The organism is Ginsengibacter hankyongi, assembly GCF_008710285.1.
Taxonomy (GTDB): Bacteria; Bacteroidota; Bacteroidia; order Chitinophagales; family Chitinophagaceae; genus Ginsengibacter; species Ginsengibacter hankyongi.
This window is the reverse complement of sequence record NZ_VYQF01000008.1, coordinates 40,947-61,026: the sequence shown is the minus strand read 5'-3', so window position 1 is coordinate 61,026 and position 20,080 is coordinate 40,947. Positions and strand designations below refer to the sequence as shown.

The following is a 20,080-nucleotide window of genomic DNA, read 5'->3' as shown; positions in this document are numbered from 1 at the left end:
GCATATAATTGATTGTGGAAAATGCAAGCCTTTAATATAATGTCTGCCCTTTCTTAAAACATTAAACATTTATTACACAGTCATAGGCGTTACAAATTTCAAAAGGATGCAACCAGTTAATGCAGGTACACAATAAAAGTTAAGACGGCTTTATGCTCGCAAAGTCACCTGCGGGAGAGTCAGCTGGAACAAATATTTCTTGTACTGTAATTGCACACGATTTCCTTCGGAATCCAAAACCACACTTTCGAGTATTTTTATCGCCATCCCGATTAACCCGAGAAATTGACGAATACCCCTACCCGTTAGATGATGCTAAACTATCTTTTGGTGGTTGAGAATTATGAACAAGAATTAGGAGTTTTGTTATACATGCACAACTTTGGCGGCTCAGTAATCTCAACCAACTTGTGCGGAGACATGAACTAAAAGTGTTTTTTATTCCCTGCAATACATAACTTGCTAAAGAAATTAATTTCATTTATGAAAGAACTTACTATCGAACATCTGAAAGTTGTAACGGAATTTCAGCATGTTCCCGGTGAGCAATTGCAATGGCTGATCAACCAGGGTGAAACAATAAACATAGAGCAAGGCGAGCGGTTATTTAATGTTGGCGAACCAGTCATAAATTGTTTTATTATACTCGATGGTAAAATGAGGCTTTGTACTGTACAATCAGGCAAAGAAAAAGAATTACGCACACTGGATACAGGGCAGGTTACGGGCTATCTCCCTTATTCAAGGGCCACCGTTACGCCTGCATTTTGCGAAGCGCTTAAGAAATCATGGGTATTTAAATGTTCAAAAGAAAAACTTAAAGCAGGCTTTGCAGGCCATTATGAATTAATAGAAGCTATGGTGCATATGATGCTAAGCCGCGTACGCGAATTCACATCCATACAACAACAGAATGAGAAAATGTTTGCATTGGGAAAGCTTTCGGCCGGCCTTGCGCATGAACTCAATAACCCTGCTGCTGCCATAACCCGTGCCGCGGCGTTATTGCAGAAGCAGGTAAGCCAGTTGCCGGGTTTATTCAAAGCAATTGCGGCGCTTAATATTCCGCCGGAAAAAATTGAAAAGATCAGTACGCTTATTACTCATAAAACTGGCACTGAACCGGTTTCACTTACCATGATGCAAAAAGCTAAACTTGAAGATGAACTTACTGACTGGCTTTATGATAACGACCTTAAGAACACCGACCCGGAAGGCCTGGTAGAACGGGGTTTTACAACCGGTGAGCTGGATGTATTTAAGGCCTGCGCTACACCCGAAGCATTGCCGGCACTGCTTGAATGGGTAAGCAATTATTTAGTTACCAATAAAATGGCAGAAGATATCAGGACTTCTTCTGAACGCATTTCTGATCTTGTGGGCGCTGTTAAGAATTTTACTTTTATGGACAAAAATGCAGACCGGCAACTGGTAGATATTCATAGCGGCATCCGCAACACGTTAACCATGCTGAATTATAAGCTGAGAAAAGCAAATATTAATGTAATAGAACATTATGATGATTCTATTCCAAAAATAAAAGCGTTTCCCGGTGAGCTTAACCAGGTTTGGACAAACGTTATTGATAATGCCATCGATGCGATGGAAGTAAACGGCAAAGGCAATCTTGAAATAACATCAACCCATGACGGGAGATTTGTGAAAATATATATTAAAGACGATGGTACGGGCATCCCGGAAGATATAAAACAAAATATCTTTACGCCGTTTTTTACAACAAAAGAAATGGGTAAAGGCTCAGGCCTGGGGCTGGATGTGGTGAGCAGGATTATGGTACAACACAACGGCGAAGTAAAAGTAAAATCAGCACCGGGCGCTACTGAATTTGAAATTTGCCTTCCCGTTTAATAAAGGCTAAAATAAAATATTATGGATCAGTCAATCATATTTGTAATAGACGATGATGTGCAGGTGCTTCGTGCCATCACAAGAGATTTAAAAAATAAATACCGACAGGACTATCGTGTACTCAGCACTTCTTCAGCAAAAGAAGCATTGGATAGTTTGCTTGAATTAAAAAATAAAGGAGAATCGGTGGCCATGTTCATATCAGACCAGCGCATGCCCGAAATGGAAGGCGTTGATTTTTTATCGCAGGCAATGCAGTTTTATGATGATGCAAAAAAAGTGTTGCTCACTGCTTATTCTGATACAGACGCCGCAATAAAAGCCATTAATGAAGTTAAGCTTGATTATTATTTAACCAAACCCTGGGATCCGCCTGAAGAAAAATTATATCCCGTTATCAATGATTTATTAGAAGACTGGCAAAACAATTTTCATCCTGATTTTAAAGGAATCAAATTAGCAGGCTACCAGTTTTCACCAAAGAGCCATGAGATAAAAGAATTCTTATCGGGTAACTTAATTCCATATCAGTGGCTAGACGCAAATAGTGAAGATGGGGAGCAATTGCTGCAGTTAAATAATGTGGAAGCAAAAGATTTGCCCGTAATATTTTTTGAAGATGGAACCATGTTGTTAAGCCCGCATATTATTGATGTGGCAAAGCGTATCGGATTAAATCCTGAAGTGAAAAATGAGATATATGACGTGGTGGTAATCGGCGCGGGACCTGCAGGCTTAGCGGCTTCCGTGTATGGCTCATCAGAAGGCTTAAAAACATTATTGATTGAAAGAAAGGCGCCCGGCGGCCAGGCAGGTACCAGCTCACGCATTGAAAATTACCTGGGCTTTCCAACAGGCTTAAGCGGCGCCGACCTTACACGCAGGGCCATTAGCCAATCAGTAAGATTTGGCACTGATTTTCTCTCGCCTCAATCAGTGAAAGGGATTGAAGTGCAGGATAATTATAAAAAAATTATTTTGAATGATGGTAAAGAAATAATGACCAAAGCGATTGTAATTACAACCGGAGTTGACTACCGGCAGCTAACAACACCGGGCATTGAAAAGTTTACCGGTGCAGGTATTTATTATGGCGCTGCCACTACAGAAGCTGCCGCCTGTAAAGGCAAGGCTATCTATATAGTTGGAGGTGGAAATTCTGCAGGACAAGCGGCAATGTATCTTTCAAAATTTGCAAAACTGGTAAATATATTAATAAGGAAAGATAGCTTGTCTTATACCATGTCTTCTTATTTAATTGACCAGATAAACGGTGTAAATAATATAGCAATCTGCGTATGCCGTGAAGTGATTGAAGCTAAAGGAAATAAAAGATTAGAGCAGTTAACCATTAAAAATATTGCTAACGGTGAAGTATATACGGAAGATGCGGCAGCCTTGTATATTTTTATTGGTGCAAAGCCTTTTACCGATTGGCTGGATATTGAAATAATAAAAAATGATAAGGGCTTTATTGAAACCGGCAGGGACCTGCAGCATTATGATGAATTCAAAAAAATATGGAAGCTGGAGCGTGATCCTTATCTGTTAGAGACAAGTTGCACCGGAGTATTTGCTGCGGGCGACGTCCGGGCCGGCGCTATGAACCGCGTTGCCTCTGCAGTGGGTGAAGGATCCATGGCCATTAGCTTTGTACATAAATATCTTGCTGAGATTTAATTAAGGTGAGGGCACTTATCATGTGTGTGAACAAAGGCGGCAGTAAGAATTCGAATTCAGGAACCGATAAAAATAAAATGCTAATTGAAACTTAAAGAAAAAATGAAAGAAGCTAATATAAATACAATCATCAACCAATTTATAAAGTCATTGAACGCTTTTGACGTAGAAGCAACGTTGACGTTATTTGCAGACAATGCAGTAATTGATGATGTATCAGTTGGTGAAAAGTTTAAAAATACGACTGGTGTACGGGACTATCTTGAAAAGTTTTTCGTTAACTACAAGACCATGACAAAATTAGCATCTGTTGAAGCGATTAACGATCTAAATGCCAATGCACAAGTTGATTTCACGGGGGACTTTGGCCACGAGACAGGTTCTTTGAACTTCACCCTCAATACTGGTGGTCTTATTACCGCAATCGGGGCCGACCTTGATTAACATGATCCAATACAGTCTCCGCCCCCGGCGATCTGAAGAAACTACGGTAATAGAATTCTTTAATTCAATGAAATTACATTTAGATCAAACATGGCATTGCAACCAGGTCTAAGATTCAAAACCTTAAAGCTATACACCTACAGTTCTTTTGTTTGATTACTAAACTTAATGACGGTGGCCCGGCGGGAAAAAGAGTTATTTCGATTTAACTCTTAATCCGCAAAATAATCTGCTTTGCCCTCGTTCTTCTTTTTGCTTTTTCTCGCTTGTCTAAGAATAAAAATTGAAATAATTACCAGCGTTACAAAGGCAAGGCTAATAGCTGTAAACAACATAATCTTTAATTTAATTAATTGGAATAATTCCTAACTCATCATCATAACTTTGGTTCAAACTTTATACCAAGCTATAAACCCTTCACTTCTTGAACGCTGGTATCTTCCCCCAGCGTTATTTTTCACCCACAACTTTAAATTGAGAACTAACCGTGCAGGCTGTACACACAAAAATTTTTCAACGTTTTACGCCCCAAAGGGTAAGTATTTACCATCAGTGTGGCAAATTCCCCATGTTGCTAAGGGTAAGGTTATTATGCTGAAATATACTCCGTCCTGGCCGAATCTCTGCAGGGGACCGGGTGCGTATAAAAGTAAACATCCGGAAGGTCACTTCTTTTTACTCAAATCAATATCCATCATTTCCATAATTTTATGCGTCGCAAAATCTCTGGAAAGTCTCCTCATATTACAAAATGAAAATCCCTCACGGATAAGCAACCGGCTCTAATTCCAATAGCTGGTGCAGGTGATGTAACAAATGTTTATTATAATCAGCTGCAAGCCATTGAATCGTGTGTGGCTCATTGGTTTCGGATAACCTTTGAGCAGCAGGCGCGGTAGTGTTTTGCAGGATCATGCAAATATGTTTGTTGAGCAGCATCCACAAACTGATTAAGTCTTTGGTTACATAATTTTGGTAATTGGCCGCAGCTACCGAGGCATCCTGTGCGTACATAATCTTTGGATTATCCTCGTATTGTGCTACTATAAATCGCCGGATGTTGGTTTGCGCCGAATCGATCAAATGACCCGTATCTCCTTTTTACTCCATTTGGCAGGGTTCGGTTTAGTCGGCCATGCATTTTCGTGTATGCTTTGTAGTTGGGGCGTATAATCTTCTATTATCGATTGTAATTGCTGAATTGTTTTTTCCATGGCAACAAGATTTTAAAAATACCCTGTGCAAAATAATTCAAATATTTATTTACCATGTTTTGGCGACATATAAAAAATCAATTTACCGCCATTCATTATTTCGTCATGGGTAATGGATAACCTGTTTAATGGTTTGCCATTCAATTCAATTTTCTTTACGTATACATTTTTATCACTTTGATTTATTGCCTCAATGCTAAAGGTATTTCCGTTTTCCAAATGAAGCGCAGCAGCTTTAACACCCGGGCTACCGATTTGGTATACATCGGAACCCGGCGCCTCCGGATAGAAACCCATTTCGCTAAAAATATACCAGGCGCTCATCTGGCCGGTATCATCATTTCCGCCTAATCCTGCAGGGCCGGTATGGTATTGATTTTTCAGGATCATCCGCACTGTTTGTTGGGTTTTCCAGGGCTCGTCTGTCCAGTTGTAGAGATACACTACATGATGCGATGGTTCATTGCCATGTACATAGCCGCCTATAATTCCATCCCTGGTTATATCTTCTGTTTCTTCAAAAAACTTATCCGGTAAATGCATGGTGAATAAGGTATCCAGGTAATGTGTAAACTTCTTCTTTCCTCCCATCAATTGAATTAGCGAACCGGGATCCCGCGGCACGAATAAGGTATAGTTCCATGAATTGCCTTCAATAAATCCCTGCCCTGATGTGCTTAAAGGATCAAATTCCTTTTTGAAACTTCCATCGCTTAAGCGACCGCGCATGAAGCCAACAGTAGGATCGAATACATTCTTATAATTGGCGGAACGTTTTATAAAATCATTATAGACATCCATCCTGTTTAGCTTTTTTGCCATCTGGGCTATTGCCCAGTCATCATAAGCGTATTCCAGGGTGGTGGAAGCTCCCGTTCCGTTCTTATCAACCGGTATATAGCCCTTATCCATATACGCACCTATGCCATCATAACTCTTATGCGTAGCCGTAGCGATACAGGCATCCAAAGCTTTATTGACATTAAACGGTGCATTGCCTTTTATAAGGGCGTCTGCAATAACTGCCACGGAATGATAACCGGACATGCACCAGTTTTCATTGGCAGAATTAGACCAAACAGGCAACATGTGTAGCGTGCTTTGGTCATAATGCGCCAGCATGGATTGAATCATATCACCATTGCGTTTCGGCTGTATTATATTGAATAAAGGATGCAAGGCACGATAGGTATCCCAAAGCGAGAAAGTGGTGTAATTGGTAAAGCCGTTTGCCACATGCACGTTCTGATCTAACCCTTTATAATTATAATCCTCATCCATGTAAATAGTAGGATTAATAAACGCGTGATACATGGCGGTATAAAAGTTTACTTTCTCATCTTCACTTGCGCCAATCACTATTTTATTCAGTTCCTTGCACCGGGATAAGTATGCCCCATGCGCTCTGTGCCAATGATAGGATGAATATAAGAGCTTAGTTTTTCATTTTGTTGTGCGTTAGTTACAACACAGGAAAATAAGAGAGGTAACGATAAAAAATTTCTGTTCATTAAGTATGGTTTTCAGGAATGCCTTTATCTATATATTCACATCAGTTCGTCTGATTATTTGACAAAGAAAATGGAAAATCTTTTTCAGTGGTGCCTCTTTGTTTGTTGGGCAGAGAAGTCATTTTGATATTGATAGTACCGCCCTTTTGCAATTCGAAATGATTATAATAGTTTTTCGTGTACGGCTTTCCGTTAAAATTAACTGATTTAATATAACGTGTATTTTCATTATTTCCCGGTGCATTGATGGTGAGCTTTTTTCCATTTTCAAAGTTAATTTCAGCGTGGGGAAACAAAGGTGCGCCCGAAGCGTATTCAGCGCTGGCAGGCGTTACGGGATAGAAGCCCAGGGCGGAAAATACATACCACGCAGAAGTTTGCCCGTTATCTTCATCCCCGCAATAACCATCAGGCGTTGCTTTGTATAATTTATTCAAGGTTTCCCGTGACCAATACTGGGTCTTCCATGGCTCACCTCCATAATCATATAAATAAATCATGTGTTGTATGGGTTGGTTACCGTGTGCGTACTGGCCCATACCCGCAATTTGCATTTCCCGTATTTCATGAATAACGCCGCCATAATAGCTATCGTCAAATACCGGTGGCATTACAAAAACAGAATCCAGCATTTGTACAAACTTTTTCCTGCCACCCATTAATTGTATTAATCCTGCAACGTCCTGGAAAACGGACCAACTGTAATGCCAGCTATTCCCTTCGGTAAATGCATCGCCCCATTTAAATGGGTTGAAAGGGGTTTCGAAACTTCCATCTTTATTTTTTCCACGCATTAACAAATGAGATGGATCAAACAACTTTTTATAATTCATTGCATGTTGCCTGTAAATATCAATTTCTGATTCCGGCTTATCTAAAGCCTTTCCCAATTGATAGATACAATAATCATCATACGCATATTCCAATGTACGTGCTGCATTTTCATTAATACCCACATCATACGGCACGTACCCCAGATCGTTATAATACCTCACGCCCGTGCGGCCCGTGCCTTGCGGCCCTTCGTTGTTGGCGCCATGCTTCAATGCTTCATACAAAGTATTGATGTCATAACCGCGTGCGCCTTTTAAGTAAGCTTCCGCAACTATAGAAGCAGAATTATTTCCTACCATTACATCGCGGTATCCCGGCGCAGACCATTCAGGCAGCCAGCCTCCTTCTTTATAATCGTTTACCAAACCCTGCTGCATCTCCTTTACAATTGAGGGGTACACCAAATTGAGGAAAGGATACAATGCCCTGAAAGTGTCCCAAAAGCCCGTGCCGCCAAACATGTAGCCGTCTTTAATTTCACCAGTGTATGGGCTGTAATGAATAATCTTTCCTTCGGCATTTTTCTCATAAAATTTTAAAGGGAAGAAAACCATCCGGTACAGGCAGGAATAAAATGTATGCAACTGATCTATAGAGCCGCCTGAGACTTTCACCTTGCCAAGTATTTTATTCCATTCATCTTTTGCATTGCTTTTTACAACGTCAAAACTCTTATTGCCTATTTCCTGTAAATTAATGGCTGCCTGTTCAAAACTGATGTATGATGAGGCAATTCTAGCTTGCACTACTTCACCTTTGCCGGTATTTGCAAAGCCTATAATTGCACCGGCGTGATTGCACTTTTGTTCGGTAGCTTTTGTTATAATGCTGTCTGAAAAGGTGTAAGTATAATTAAATGCTTTATCAAAAATGATAATAAAATAATTTTTGAAATTCTTAGCAACGCCGCCACTGTTACGGGTCGTGTATCCAATAATCTTATTTTCTGCAGGAATAATTTTAATATAAGAACCCCGGTCTAATGCATCAATAATTACAGATGAACTATCGGCTTTTGGAAAGGTAAAACGAAAACTTGCCGCACGTTCGGTAGGGGTAACCTCAGTAGTTATATCATCGTCTGCCAGGTAAACTTTGTAATAATAAGGTTTAGCAATTTCTGCTTTATGAGAAAACCAACTTGCTCTTTCATTTTCTTTGAAACGAATTTTCCCGGTAACCGGCATAATTGCAAATTCGCCGTAATCATTCATCCATGGTGAGGGCTGGTGAGTTTGCTTGAAACCGTTTATTTTGTTTGCTGTGTACTGGTACGCCCAACCATCGCCCATCTTACCCGTTTGCGGTGTCCACAAGTTCATTCCCCAAGGCAGTGCAATTGCAGGATAGGTATTACCGTTAGAAAGATCGGGCTTAGAGTCTGTACCCATTAAAGGATTTACATAATCCACGTAACTAACGGCTTCGGACACCTGTTGTGCTGTAAGTTTAAGAAAAGAAAATAAAATAAGAACTGTAACGGCAATTTTTCGCATGAATGAGATATGGGAAATGATGATTGAAAATCAAATCTTATATATCCGAAGAAAGCGATGCTCCCAGGTATTCCCTGTTCATTCTCGCAATATTTTCAACGGAAATTCCTTTAGGGCATTCTGCTTCGCAATTATAAATATTGCCACAATTGCCAAATCCCTCTTTATCCATTTGGGTTACCATGTTTAAAACCCTCGTATGCCTTTCAGGTTCCCCTTGGGGTAACAAAGCCAATTGGGAAACCTTGGCACTTACAAACAGCATAGCTGAGCCGTTAGGACAAGCAGCAACACAAGCGCCACAACCAATACAGGCGGCAGCATTAAAAGCTTCTTCAGATTTTGCACGATCAACAGGTAATGAATTTGCGTCTACGGCATTACCTGTATTTACTGATATAAAACCGCCGGCTTCTATTATTCTGTCAAAGGCTCTCCGGTCAACCATAAGATCTTTTATAACCGGAAAAGCTCCAGATCGCCACGGTTCCACAACAATGGTATCTCCATCTTTATATGCCCGCATGTGCAATTGACAAACTGTATTCTTTTGCCATGGCCCATGGGCTCTTCCATCTACATACATACTGCAGGCACCGCAAATTCCTTCACGGCAATCATGGTCGAAAGTGATAGGTTCTTTACCTTCATCAATTAATCTTTCATTCAACACATCAAACATTTCAAGAAAAGACATTTCAGAAGAAATATTTGTTACTTCATAGGTTTCAAATTTTCCTTTAGATGTAGCATTCTTTTGCTTCCATACCTTCAACGTTAAATTCATATTGTAATGTTCCATATCGTAAATTGCTTTATTGTTATTTTGTTTAATTGTTATTAAACAGTCTTTAAAAGCCGGCCTGTTTTTTTAAACAATAAGTTGGTCTCTTATATAGGCAAAAAAATAAATTATTTATAGCTTCTTTGGCTTGGTTTTGCTACATCAAAATGCAGTTCTTCTTTATGTAACTTCTCATCATCCCCCGTAAACTCCCAAGCTGCGACATAGCTGTAATGATTGTCATCACGCAATGCTTCGCCTTCCTCTGTCTGGCTTTCTTCTCTAAAATGGCCGCCGCAACTTTCTCGGCGATTCAATGCATCCAGGCATATTAATTCACCCAATTCGATAAAGTCTGCTACCCTTCCTGCTTTATCAAGTTCCGGATTCATTTCATATATTTCTCCGGGTATTTTTACATTTTGCCAAAACTCTTTTTTTAATAATCTTATTTCATCAATAGCTTCTAACAATCCCGCTTCGTTACGGGCCATGCCGCATTTTTCCCACATAATTTTCCCAAGGCGTTTATGAAAACTTTCTACCGACTCTTTACCTTGTATGCTCATCAGTTTTTCTATTCTTTCTTTTACTGCATTTTCTGCTTCTTCAAAGGCGGGATGAGAAGTTGGTATTGCGGAATTCCTGATTTCACCAGCCATATAACTACCAAGCGTATACGGAATTACGAAATATCCATCAGCTAATCCTTGCATAAGTGCAGAAGCTCCCAGCCTGTTAGCTCCATGATCGCTGAAGTTAGCTTCGCCTAAACAATATAGACCGGGAACGGTTGTCATCAATTCATAATTTACCCAAAGGCCACCCATCGTATAATGCACAGCAGGATAGATACGCATAGGAACATCATATGGATTTTCGCCCGTTATCTTTTCATACATTTCAAAAAGGTTACCATATTTTTCTGTAATTACTTCTTTGCCCAGCCTTATGATATTTTCCTCGCTTGCATCTTCCAGGCCACGTTTACTTACTTCTATTTTTCCATAACGTTTAATAGCATCTGCAAAATCGAGGTACACAGCCATCTTCGTGGTACCGACACCGTAGCCCGCATCGCATCTTTCTTTTGCAGCCCGGGATGCAACATCTCTTGGTACTAAATTTCCAAATGCAGGATACCTTCTTTCCAAATAATAATCACGTTCTTCCTGCGGAATATCTGTTGCTTTTCTTTTATCGTCTTTGGCTTTTGGAACCCATATTCTTCCGTCATTTCTTAAGCTTTCACTCATCAAAGTCAGCTTGCTTTGGTGGTCGCTGGTAACAGGAATACAGGTTGGATGAATTTGGGTAAAACATGGGTTGGCAAAATAAGCGCCTTTCTTGTGCGATTTCCATGCGGCAGTTACATTGCTGCCCATGGCATTGGTACTTAAATAAAATACGTTTCCATAGCCACCCGAACAAATAAGCACCGCATGTCCGAAATATCTTTCCAGTTTCCCGGTAACTAAATTTCTTGCAATAATGCCCCTTGCTTTACCATCAATTTTTACAATATCTTCCATTTCATGGCGTGAATACATCTCCACGTTTCCCAGGGCAACTTGTCTTTCCAAAGCGCTATAAGCACCTAACAGTAATTGCTGCCCTGTTTGACCAGCAGCATAGAATGTACGTTGTACCTGCGTTCCACCGAAGGAGCGATTGCTTAATAAGCCGCCATATTCACGGGCAAAAGGAACACCTTGTGCCACACATTGATCAATAATATTTCCACTTACCTGCGCCAAACGATAAACATTTGCCTCGCGGGAGCGGTAATCGCCGCCTTTTACAGTTTCGTAAAAAAGCCTGAAGACAGAGTCACCATCATTCTGATAATTTTTTGCAGCGTTAATGCCTCCCTGCGCTGCTATAGAATGCGCACGTCGCGGGCTATCCTGGAAACAAAATGCCTTTACCTTGTAACCCAGTTCGCCCAAAGTTGCCGCAGCAGATGCACCGGCAAGTCCTGTGCCTATAACTATCACTTCCAGTTTTCTTTTGTTAGTAGGGCTTACCAGGTTTACATGGTCTTTATAGTTAGTCCATTTTTGTTCAAGCTCACCCTCCGGAATTTTTGCGTCTAATGCCATACGTTAGTATTGAATATTTTATGCTGAAATATTTTCCAGTTTATAATAAATTTATTGAAGCCAACCCGCCATAAATGAAACTGGCATCATTGCAAACAAAATGCAAATAGCTACTGAATAAAAGATGCCGATTCCTTTTAAAATGGGCGTCCACCTGCGGTGATTTATTCCAAAAGTTTGAAATGCACTTTGAAAACCTTGCAGTAAATGAAATAAGAGAGATGCCAAACCTACCATATATAAAGTAAAAAATAAGGGGTTAGTAAATACATCTTTCATTTCGTAATACAGGTTCACCTGTGGGCCGTTAAAATACATTTCGTTTTTAGTGCCTGCCCAAAAATGATATAAATGCATAACCAGGAATAATAATAAAAATGTTCCTAACCAGCCCATATACCGGCTATACCATTTTATTCCTGCCGGGTAATTTTGCTTCTGGTAACCGATACTCCTTGCAGCACGGTTCTTTTTCCATAATAAAAGGCCCTGGATAATGTGAAGAATAAAAACCGCAAACAATCCTATCTCGAGGAACCGCATAAAAAAATTACGGCTCATAAAATAAGCTGCTTTATTAAAAGTTTCCCCATTGTCGTTATAGAAAATCATTGCATTGATCCCTGCATGAACTATGAGATAAATAATGAGGAAAAATCCGGTTAAGGCCATTAAAAACTTTTTGCCAATCGAAGACGTGAATAACTGTTTCCAGGTCATAAGTGAGAGAGTTGTTAAATTTCAGATGTGCAAAAATACTACAGGAAGTTTAATAATTAATAATTGATGATTGATAATTAAAACTTAGCAAATCAACAACGCTCAATGAAAATAGTTTAATCCAGCCGTCTTAATAAAATATTATCGATCTGGTTAAAAAGAATATCCGGCTTCATGGTGCGCCAGGGAATAAAATTGATGAGTTCAATATAATTATTCAAATGTGTTTTTTTAAAATCATATTGAGTTTGCTCCGGCATGTTTAGAGCCACAATCCAGCCGCCATCGTCTTTTATATCATCAAACCATTCTTCATAATAGCTATCATCGCTGCTGTGAAAGTTTAAAACATTTTCTGTTATCAAAATATATTTAGTGATGCCCTGCCTTTCAAATTCATCAATTACATCACGCTTCAGGCGCATAACATCATTTTCAATTGCATCGTTCCATTCGCCAATAAATTCAATAATGGCATATTGCTCCTGGTAATCTGCCATCAATACTTTCAGGTACAAAGTTGAGCTTCCAAATTCATCCCATTGCGGATGAATGTAATAATTATACACTGTTTGTGTAAACGCAAATTCACTATACTCTCTTCCATAAAACGGGGAGCGTTCATCATTTTCTGATGTGTATAAATATTGCCAGTTATCGTATGGTTCTATGTCCTGCATGTAAGAATTCAGTCTTCAAGTGGTTGATCAATTATCTTCCTATTGCAAAAATATTACTTCTCATTTAGCAGAACATTATTTAATGATTAAAATAATCAAAATAAAAAAAGGCCGTTCGATGAACGGTCTTTTAACTAACACTCCCGATTTATTATTCTACCACCAATTTATCAGAAAAAATAGCTTTGCTGGTGGCATCTGTAATCTTAATCATATACATTCCTGAAGCCTGTTTTCTACGCATTAGAAAACTTTCTACCTGCCCGGGCCCTTTGATATACACATCTTTGGTTTGTATGAGCCTTCCTTCCAAATCGGTTAATGCAATTTTATATTTGCCCGCTGCTTTATTATCAAATGTAATTTTTACCTGCCCGTTCTCAACAGGATTAGGATATATTGAAATGAACTTGTTGCCCATTACTTCAATATTTTTAAGAACAGGTGTGCCAATGCTATTTTGTTTTTCGGTTTGATGTAACAGGTTGCAACTTGCAAGGTCAGAAGCATTATAAATTTTACCCTGCGTAACTATTTTAGTTGCCGAAAGATTATTAATATCAATTTTATAAAAGCCTTCAAAAGTATTGGCGCTGCTTACAATCACATTATTATCATCAACAACTGCTGCCCCGTTTACTGAAAAGGTTGCGGATAAATTACTGATGGCTCCCTTATAAGTGGCCGTCATCGCTTCGGGGTCAATTAAAAAGACATTTTTGCCTGCGCTAAAAAGATACAATTTTCCAAAAGCATCAGCAACAATATCACCTCCCCAACTGCTACATTGGTTATGAACCGAAATACCGTTGTTCGATGCTGCATCGATAAGACTTCCCATATCTGCAATAACCGTTTTATTGCTGGTGGTAAAACGAATTAAATGATTGGCATCATTGGTAAGCGCATAGCCGTACCCGTCAGCCCCTATTGTCATCCTTGTTATGTTAAACGATTCATCATTATAATTCACATTATTTATTAATGGTTTTTGAATTGTATAAAACGAAGGAGTACCAGTATTGTTTTTCAGATCGAGCCATATAAGCTGGCCGGTTTTCATTGTAGCAAAAAATAATTTATCATGTCTTTTATCATAAGCTACGGCAGCACTCATTAAAACCGTTGGCGATGGATGAATAAAAGAAATATTATTGGAGGATACCGAGACATTGTTTTGCTTAAAAACAGCGGGAGTGCCATTTATTGCAAGCCGGTCAACAGGTGATCTTGTATCTGCATCTAAAAAAGAAAATTTTGTTTTACCATTTTCAAAAAGTGTTGCATTAACGTTGCCGGACCTCATATCAATGGACCTGATGTCGGTCCAATTAAAACTACTATTATCCTGGCCCGTTATAGCATAAGCAACATCGCTTTGTTGGGAGAAGCCGGCAGAAAAAATGAAGCTGAAAAACAGGACGAGTAAAATTCTGGATCTCATAGTGCAAGTTTTAGATTAACAAAGAAAGTCTGCACTATAAATTTAAGTAAATTCTACATCAATTTTTTTAATTATTTATAGTTTTCAATAGCCTTTTTTACACTGCCATATTGTAACAATAATTTCTTTGCCTGAACCTGGTCTTTAATGCCGGACCTCTCCATGAGCATGCGGATGCCCCGGTTGATAATCTTTACATTGGTGAGTTGCATATTTACCATCTTGTTATCCTCTACCCTACCCAGTTGTATCATGGCGGTTGTAGAAATCATATTTAAAACCATCTTTTGCGCCGTGCCGCTTTTCATCCGGGTGCTGCCGGTAACGAACTCAGGGCCTACAATTACCTCAACCGGAAAATCAGCCACATCACTTACAGGCGAATCGGGGTTGCACGCAATGCTTCCTGTTGTAATATTATTTTCCTTACATTTTTTTAAAGCGCCAATTACATAAGGTGTAGTGCCGCTGGAAGCGATTCCGATCACCACGTCGCCATCATTTATATCATAAGCCTGTAAATCTTTCCATCCCTGCTCGGTATTATCTTCGGCATTTTCAATGGCATTAATAATGGCCTTTTCCCCTCCCGCTATTATGCCAATTACAAGGCCCTGGGGCACCCCATAAGTAGGCGGACATTCGCTGGCATCCAAAATACCAAGCCTGCCGCTGGTGCCTGCGCCTAAATAAAATAACCTTCCACCATCAATCATTTTTTCTGAAACGGCCGTTATCATCTTTTCAATCTCCGGAAGTGCTTTTTGAACGGCTGCAGCTACCAGGAAATCTTCTTTATTAATGTTTCCAATTATTTCAGCAACTGACATCTTTTCAAGGTGCCGGTAGGGAGAGGGTTGTTCCGTAACTTTTATAAAATCCATACCAAGGTTTTGTTTGTCAAAACTATTACAACAATTTTGAAATTACAGTAGAATAAATAATTTTTAATAAGTTATTTATAGTGTATAATGCCGCCGGGATTTTTGCTTTAAAATAATTCGGGCTCTTTAATTTCCCCACCGGGTTGCGTGAATATACAAGCAAAAAAGTTGTTAAACTTTAGTCAACTTTGTTTCATACAACGTGTTATAGTAATTTACACCACATATTATCTCACGATAAAAACTATGGCCTTTATAAAATGAGACAAATTCTACCGCTTACTTCCATTTTTATTTTTCTATTTCTTAATTCCTTTGCGCAAAATATAGATTCAACCATTGAAAAATATGGTAACGATTACGGGCAGGAAAAAACTTATTTGCATTATGATAAGTCTACTTATGCAACAGGTGAAACTATTTGGTATAAGGCCTACATTATGAATGGCATTAATGCCGCGGATGAAAGCAAAACTTTTTATGTTGACTGGACGGATGATAAAGGCAAACTCCTCTCTCATAGCGTTATCCCGGTTGTTTACGCCACTGCCGCTGGCCAGTTTGATATTCCTGCAGATTACACGGGCAAATACATTCACGTTAAAGCATACACGAAATGGATGCTGAATTTTGATTCTTCTTTCTTATATAATAAAGACATACGCATCCTATCTAAAGCCAATAATTCATCAGCATTAAAAAGCACCACCATTCCTTCTCTGCAATTTTTTCCCGAGGGTGGTGATGCGGTAAAAGGCGTGGTAAATAAAATTGCATTTAAAGCCAATGATCAATGGGGCCACCCCATAAAGATAAAGGGCATTGTACAGGACAACAATGGTGTAAAAATTGACAGCCTGCGAACGATTCACGACGGCATGGGTTACTTTTATATCTTTCCTAAAGCCGGTGAAAGCTTTACTGCCAAATGGAAGGACCAGAAAGGGACAGTACATGTTTCAGAATTACCTGCGATTAAACAAACCGGCGTTTCGTTACAGGTTACTATAGCAGGAAATAAAAGAAATTTTGTTGTCAGCGCCACACCGGACATCGCAGCGTCCCTGGGTAATATACACGTGCTGGGCACTATGAATCAGCATGAGGTGTTTAAGCTTACCAAAGATTTTTCACAAGGCAACATTAAAGGAATTATTCCTGCTGAAGATTTACCCAGCGGTATTTTAACCATCACAGTTTTTGATGAGCATTGGTCTCCGCTTGCCGAACGGATCACTTACATTAATAACCAGGAATATACCTTTAATGCAGAAATGAATGTGGAGCATTGGGGGCTTAACAAAAGAGCGAGAGATGAAGTTTCAATCACAGTTCCGGATAGTCTCGCGGCAAGTTTTTCTATTGCGGTAACAGACATAGGTATAGATACGGACAGCAGTGATAACATCATATCTCATCTTTTATTAACAGGCGATTTAAAAGGACAGGTGTATAACCCGGCTTATTATTTTTCCAATAACTCGGATACCATTAGTCAGCAACTCGATCTTGTAATGCTTACCCACGGCTGGCGCAGGTTTAAGTGGGAGGAGGTAACTGCGGGAAAGTTTCCTAAAATTATTTATCCCAGGGATACATCCTATCTCTCGCTTTCGGGAAAAATATATGGGGCAATGCCGTCGCAACTGCGTGATGCCGGAAGCATTGTGTTGATCATGCAAAAACAAAAACATGAAAATAAAATGGTAGTGGTACCAATCGAACCCAACGGAACTTTTCATGATCCATCGGTTATTCTTTTTGATACCAGTAATATTTTTTACCAGCTCCCAAAGGCCAAAGGACTTGGCGATGCTTCCGTTCAGTTTATGGAAAACAGGCTTCCTCCTTTTTCAAATAATATTGCAGCAAATGGATTGTTTAATAATCAACTGCAGGATACAGCCGGGGACTCGCGGCATTTATTATTTGCGGATGAAGAAAAGCGATTGGCTAATTTATATAAAGCCAAAGTTTTGGAAGCAGTAACTGTACAGGCAAAAACAAAAAAACCTTTGGATGTTTTGGATGAAAAATATACCTCTGGTTTATTTAGCGGCGGCGATGCTTACCAATTCGACCTTTTAAACGATCCAAGTGCGGTAGGGTCAATGAATATTTTCAACTACCTGCAAGGCAAAGTTGCGGGTCTTCAAATTACCACGGGATCACCTCCTTCTCTTCAATGGCGTGGCGGAACCCCCCAAATTTATCTTGATGAAGTACCCGCCGATGCAGACATGATTTCGTCACTTTCAATTACTGATGTTGCCTATGTAAAAGTTTTACGACCACCTTTTATTGGAGGCACCGGAGGTGGCGGGAGCGGCGCCATTGCAATTTATACCCGCAGGGGAAATGACAAGGCTATGCAGCCGGGAAAGGGCTTAAGCAACAACACCGTGAGAGGTTATACTTCTATGCGTGAATTTTATTCTCCCAACTATGGCACCATTAATGAAAATGATGATAAAAAGGACATACGCTCAACACTCTATTGGAACCCGCAGGTACTTACCAATCGTGATAACAATAAAGTAACCGTTACCTTTTACAACAACGATATAAGCCAGGCCTTTCATGTTGTAATTGAAGGAATGAGTAGTGATGGAAGATTGGTTCATATAGAAAATACCATGGAGTAATAATTTATAATTGATTAACCTAAAATGAACCCGAAAGCTTTAGTAATACAATGGGTTGAAATATTTAATAAAGCAGATGCAAAAAGCCTTGCCAGTCTATATAGCGAAAATGCCATAAACCACCAGGTGAATACTTCTCCGATAGAAGGCAAAGCTGCCATACAAAAAATGTTTGGGGAAGAATTTGCAAAAGCCAACATGGTCTGCATTATCGAAAATATTTTTGAAGATGGTGAATGGGCGATATTAGAATGGAAAAATCCGTTAGGACTGAGAGGTTGTGGACTTTTTCATATCGTTGATGATAAAATTATTTTTCAAAGAGGTTATTGGGATAGGTTAACCTTTCTGCGGCAGCATGGATTGGAGGTACCGAAGGAGTGAGCGCCGCTTTTGAAACAGCAGCAATCAATAATAATAATAATTACTGCAAAAAACCACGACAAAAATCTAAATACGATTCACAATCTTTATAATTGGTCATAAGGCCCGGAGAAACACGAATGGCTCCTCTCATCTTTCCTAAAAAATGAATCTTATCATATTTGGCATCATCCCTTGATGAATAAAAAGCAGATAATTCTTCTGATGTAATGCAATTGGTAATTTCATCAATTCCGGGATTACAAAAACAACCGATCCTGATAGAAATATTTCTTTCATTTGCCCGCTGCTCAATCTCCGAAACGTCAATTTTATTTTCATTACTATCAAAGAAATTCATGATAATAGTTGAGCCTCTTTTTTCTGAATTAGCCGGGCCAAATACATGAATCAGTTTTTTGCCATTATTATGTTGTAAGGCTTGTAATTCTTTCAGCAAATAATCCGTTAAACAAAATAATCTTTTCTGAATATTAGTCATGCCTAATGCGTTTATCCAATCAAGGCCTGTTTTCACCGCAGGTATAGATAAATAATTCGACGTGCCTTCTTCAAAGCGCTCCTGGTTTTCCACTAAAAAAAATTCAGGCATTGTTACGGAAGCATACGAAACAGTACCACCTGCAAACCATGGCTTATCCAATTTTTCGAAAGCGCTTTTTTTATCAATAAAGCACCCACGCCTGTGGGGTATCCGAAGATTTTATAAAAAGAAATGGATACATAATCAGGTTTTACCTGTTGAAGATCTAACGTATTGGTAGGCACAAACGCTGCAGCATCCAATAACACGTCCCATCCATGTTCGTGGGCTGTTTCAATCCATTTCAAATCATGTTTTACACCAGATACATTCGATTGAGCAGGAAATGCAAAAAGCTTATTGTGTTTGTATTTAGCAGCCGATAATTTTTTATTCAATTTAATCTCATCAATTCTAAGGTCTTCTAAGTATACCGGGCAATATTCAAAATCTGCGCCCTTGCGTTTTGCATATTCCCTGATGCCATTTACTGAATTGTGATTATCGAAAAGTAATAAAAAATAACTCCGGTGATCGAAGGGATAAGACTCTCCTACAATCTTTAAAGCCTGTGTTGCATTAGCCGTAAATACACAGAAATAATCATCGCTTGCATTGAAAAAGTCCAGTACTGTTTTCCTTGTAGATTCTACGTACATAGTAGAAACAATAGATGTGGGATTAGTTGAATGCGGGTTGCCAAATACATTGTTCTCCAACAGGGACACATGCTTTTGTATTTGGGATTTTGCATAAAGGTTTCCGCCGGTATAATCTAAATATACATGGTTTGCCTTATCTAACTGTGCGTATTCGCTTGACCTCACAGAATCAAACATAGCGGCTGTATTTTGATAGTCCGGGTA

The 20,080-nt window shown here is 39.3% G+C and carries 16 protein-coding genes and 1 pseudogene; 5 read left to right on the top strand and 12 right to left on the bottom strand.

Going from position 1 to position 20,080, the window contains the following annotated elements; translation table 11 throughout:
* Positions 1–483 precede the first annotated feature (483 nt).
* From FW778_RS18975 to FW778_RS18965, 3 genes are all read left to right on the top strand, one after another.
* Positions 484–1,869 carry an ATP-binding protein gene (locus FW778_RS18975; protein WP_150416439.1) on the top strand — a complete coding sequence of 462 codons (1,386 nt, stop codon included), beginning with the start codon at positions 484–486 and terminating at the stop codon, positions 1,867–1,869.
* Between the two features lie 21 nt (positions 1,870–1,890).
* Positions 1,891–3,549 carry an FAD-dependent oxidoreductase gene (locus FW778_RS18970; RefSeq protein ID WP_150416438.1) on the top strand — a complete coding sequence of 553 codons (1,659 nt, stop codon included), beginning with the start codon at positions 1,891–1,893 and terminating at the stop codon, positions 3,547–3,549.
* Between the two features lie 84 nt (positions 3,550–3,633).
* Positions 3,634–3,993, top strand: coding sequence for a Cif family virulence factor (locus tag FW778_RS18965; RefSeq protein WP_202552352.1), 360 nt, complete (start codon positions 3,634–3,636; stop codon positions 3,991–3,993).
* A gap of 762 nt (positions 3,994–4,755) precedes the next feature.
* Here FW778_RS18965 and FW778_RS18960 read toward each other — a convergent pair.
* From FW778_RS18960 to murQ, 11 genes are all read right to left on the bottom strand, one after another.
* Positions 4,756–5,007 (bottom strand): hypothetical protein, encoded by a 252-nt coding sequence (locus tag FW778_RS18960; protein WP_150416437.1) that lies wholly within the window; start codon positions 5,005–5,007, stop codon positions 4,756–4,758.
* 65 nt (positions 5,008–5,072) lie between these two features.
* Positions 5,073–5,207, bottom strand: a complete 135-nt coding sequence (locus FW778_RS23610) for a hypothetical protein (RefSeq protein WP_262714420.1) — start codon at positions 5,205–5,207, stop codon at positions 5,073–5,075.
* A 45-nt stretch (positions 5,208–5,252) separates the two neighbouring features.
* On the bottom strand, positions 5,253–6,566 hold the full coding sequence (locus tag FW778_RS18955) for a GH92 family glycosyl hydrolase (RefSeq protein ID WP_235906450.1): 1,314 nt from the start codon (positions 6,564–6,566) through the stop codon (positions 5,253–5,255).
* 8 nt (positions 6,567–6,574) lie between these two features.
* The gene (locus FW778_RS23285; protein WP_202552350.1) at positions 6,575–6,718 is read right to left on the bottom strand and encodes a hypothetical protein; all 144 of its coding nucleotides are present in this window, start codon (positions 6,716–6,718) and stop codon (positions 6,575–6,577) included.
* A 41-nt stretch (positions 6,719–6,759) separates the two neighbouring features.
* The gene (locus FW778_RS18950; protein ID WP_150416435.1) at positions 6,760–9,048 is read right to left on the bottom strand and encodes a GH92 family glycosyl hydrolase; all 2,289 of its coding nucleotides are present in this window, start codon (positions 9,046–9,048) and stop codon (positions 6,760–6,762) included.
* Positions 9,049–9,085: 37 nt separating this feature from the next.
* Positions 9,086–9,850 (bottom strand): succinate dehydrogenase/fumarate reductase iron-sulfur subunit, encoded by a 765-nt coding sequence (locus FW778_RS18945; RefSeq protein ID WP_150416434.1) that lies wholly within the window; start codon positions 9,848–9,850, stop codon positions 9,086–9,088.
* 110 nt (positions 9,851–9,960) lie between these two features.
* Positions 9,961–11,934, bottom strand: coding sequence for a fumarate reductase/succinate dehydrogenase flavoprotein subunit (locus tag FW778_RS18940; protein WP_150416433.1), 1,974 nt, complete (start codon positions 11,932–11,934; stop codon positions 9,961–9,963).
* Positions 11,935–11,985: 51 nt separating this feature from the next.
* Positions 11,986–12,654: a succinate dehydrogenase cytochrome b subunit gene (locus FW778_RS18935; protein WP_150416432.1), complete on the bottom strand. Its 669-nt coding sequence runs from the start codon at positions 12,652–12,654 to the stop codon at positions 11,986–11,988.
* Between the two features lie 116 nt (positions 12,655–12,770).
* Positions 12,771–13,334 (bottom strand): hypothetical protein, encoded by a 564-nt coding sequence (locus tag FW778_RS18930; protein WP_150416431.1) that lies wholly within the window; start codon positions 13,332–13,334, stop codon positions 12,771–12,773.
* Between the two features lie 151 nt (positions 13,335–13,485).
* Positions 13,486–14,778 carry a T9SS type A sorting domain-containing protein gene (locus FW778_RS18925; RefSeq protein WP_150416430.1) on the bottom strand — a complete coding sequence of 431 codons (1,293 nt, stop codon included), beginning with the start codon at positions 14,776–14,778 and terminating at the stop codon, positions 13,486–13,488.
* A gap of 71 nt (positions 14,779–14,849) precedes the next feature.
* On the bottom strand, positions 14,850–15,662 hold the full coding sequence (murQ, locus tag FW778_RS18920; RefSeq protein ID WP_150416429.1) for an N-acetylmuramic acid 6-phosphate etherase: 813 nt from the start codon (positions 15,660–15,662) through the stop codon (positions 14,850–14,852).
* Between the two features lie 260 nt (positions 15,663–15,922).
* Here murQ and FW778_RS18915 point away from each other — a divergent pair, with 260 nt between their 5' ends.
* Together FW778_RS18915 and FW778_RS18910 are read left to right on the top strand one after the other, a co-directional pair.
* Positions 15,923–18,307: a hypothetical protein gene (locus FW778_RS18915; RefSeq protein WP_150416428.1), complete on the top strand. Its 2,385-nt coding sequence runs from the start codon at positions 15,923–15,925 to the stop codon at positions 18,305–18,307.
* A 24-nt stretch (positions 18,308–18,331) separates the two neighbouring features.
* Entirely contained in the window at positions 18,332–18,691 is a 360-nt protein-coding gene (locus tag FW778_RS18910; protein ID WP_150416427.1) for a nuclear transport factor 2 family protein, read from the top strand.
* Positions 18,692–18,731: 40 nt separating this feature from the next.
* Here FW778_RS18910 and FW778_RS23515 read toward each other — a convergent pair.
* A pseudogene (locus FW778_RS23515) lies at positions 18,732–20,053 on the bottom strand (aminotransferase class V-fold PLP-dependent enzyme).
* Between the last annotated feature and the right edge of the window lie 27 nt (positions 20,054–20,080).

Bases quoted from the DNA above. Each gene is read 5' to 3' on its own strand.
- FW778_RS18975 (WP_150416439.1), top strand. From the start codon at position 484: ATGAAAGAACTTACTATCGAACATCTGAAAGTTGTAACGGAATTTCAG.
- FW778_RS18970 (WP_150416438.1), top strand. From the start codon at position 1,891: ATGGATCAGTCAATCATATTTGTAATAGACGATGATGTGCAGGTGCTT.
- FW778_RS18960 (WP_150416437.1), bottom strand. From the start codon at position 5,007: ATGTACGCACAGGATGCCTCGGTAGCTGCGGCCAATTACCAAAATTAT.
- FW778_RS23610 (WP_262714420.1), bottom strand. From the start codon at position 5,207: ATGGAAAAAACAATTCAGCAATTACAATCGATAATAGAAGATTATACG.
- FW778_RS23285 (WP_202552350.1), bottom strand. From the start codon at position 6,718: ATGAACAGAAATTTTTTATCGTTACCTCTCTTATTTTCCTGTGTTGTA.
- FW778_RS18950 (WP_150416435.1), bottom strand. From the start codon at position 9,048: ATGCGAAAAATTGCCGTTACAGTTCTTATTTTATTTTCTTTTCTTAAA.
- FW778_RS18945 (WP_150416434.1), bottom strand. From the start codon at position 9,850: ATGGAACATTACAATATGAATTTAACGTTGAAGGTATGGAAGCAAAAG.
- FW778_RS18940 (WP_150416433.1), bottom strand. From the start codon at position 11,934: ATGGCATTAGACGCAAAAATTCCGGAGGGTGAGCTTGAACAAAAATGG.
- FW778_RS18935 (WP_150416432.1), bottom strand. From the start codon at position 12,654: ATGACCTGGAAACAGTTATTCACGTCTTCGATTGGCAAAAAGTTTTTA.
- FW778_RS18930 (WP_150416431.1), bottom strand. From the start codon at position 13,334: ATGCAGGACATAGAACCATACGATAACTGGCAATATTTATACACATCA.
- FW778_RS18925 (WP_150416430.1), bottom strand. From the start codon at position 14,778: ATGAGATCCAGAATTTTACTCGTCCTGTTTTTCAGCTTCATTTTTTCT.
- murQ (WP_150416429.1), bottom strand. From the start codon at position 15,662: ATGGATTTTATAAAAGTTACGGAACAACCCTCTCCCTACCGGCACCTT.
- FW778_RS18915 (WP_150416428.1), top strand. From the start codon at position 15,923: ATGAGACAAATTCTACCGCTTACTTCCATTTTTATTTTTCTATTTCTT.
- FW778_RS18910 (WP_150416427.1), top strand. From the start codon at position 18,332: ATGAACCCGAAAGCTTTAGTAATACAATGGGTTGAAATATTTAATAAA.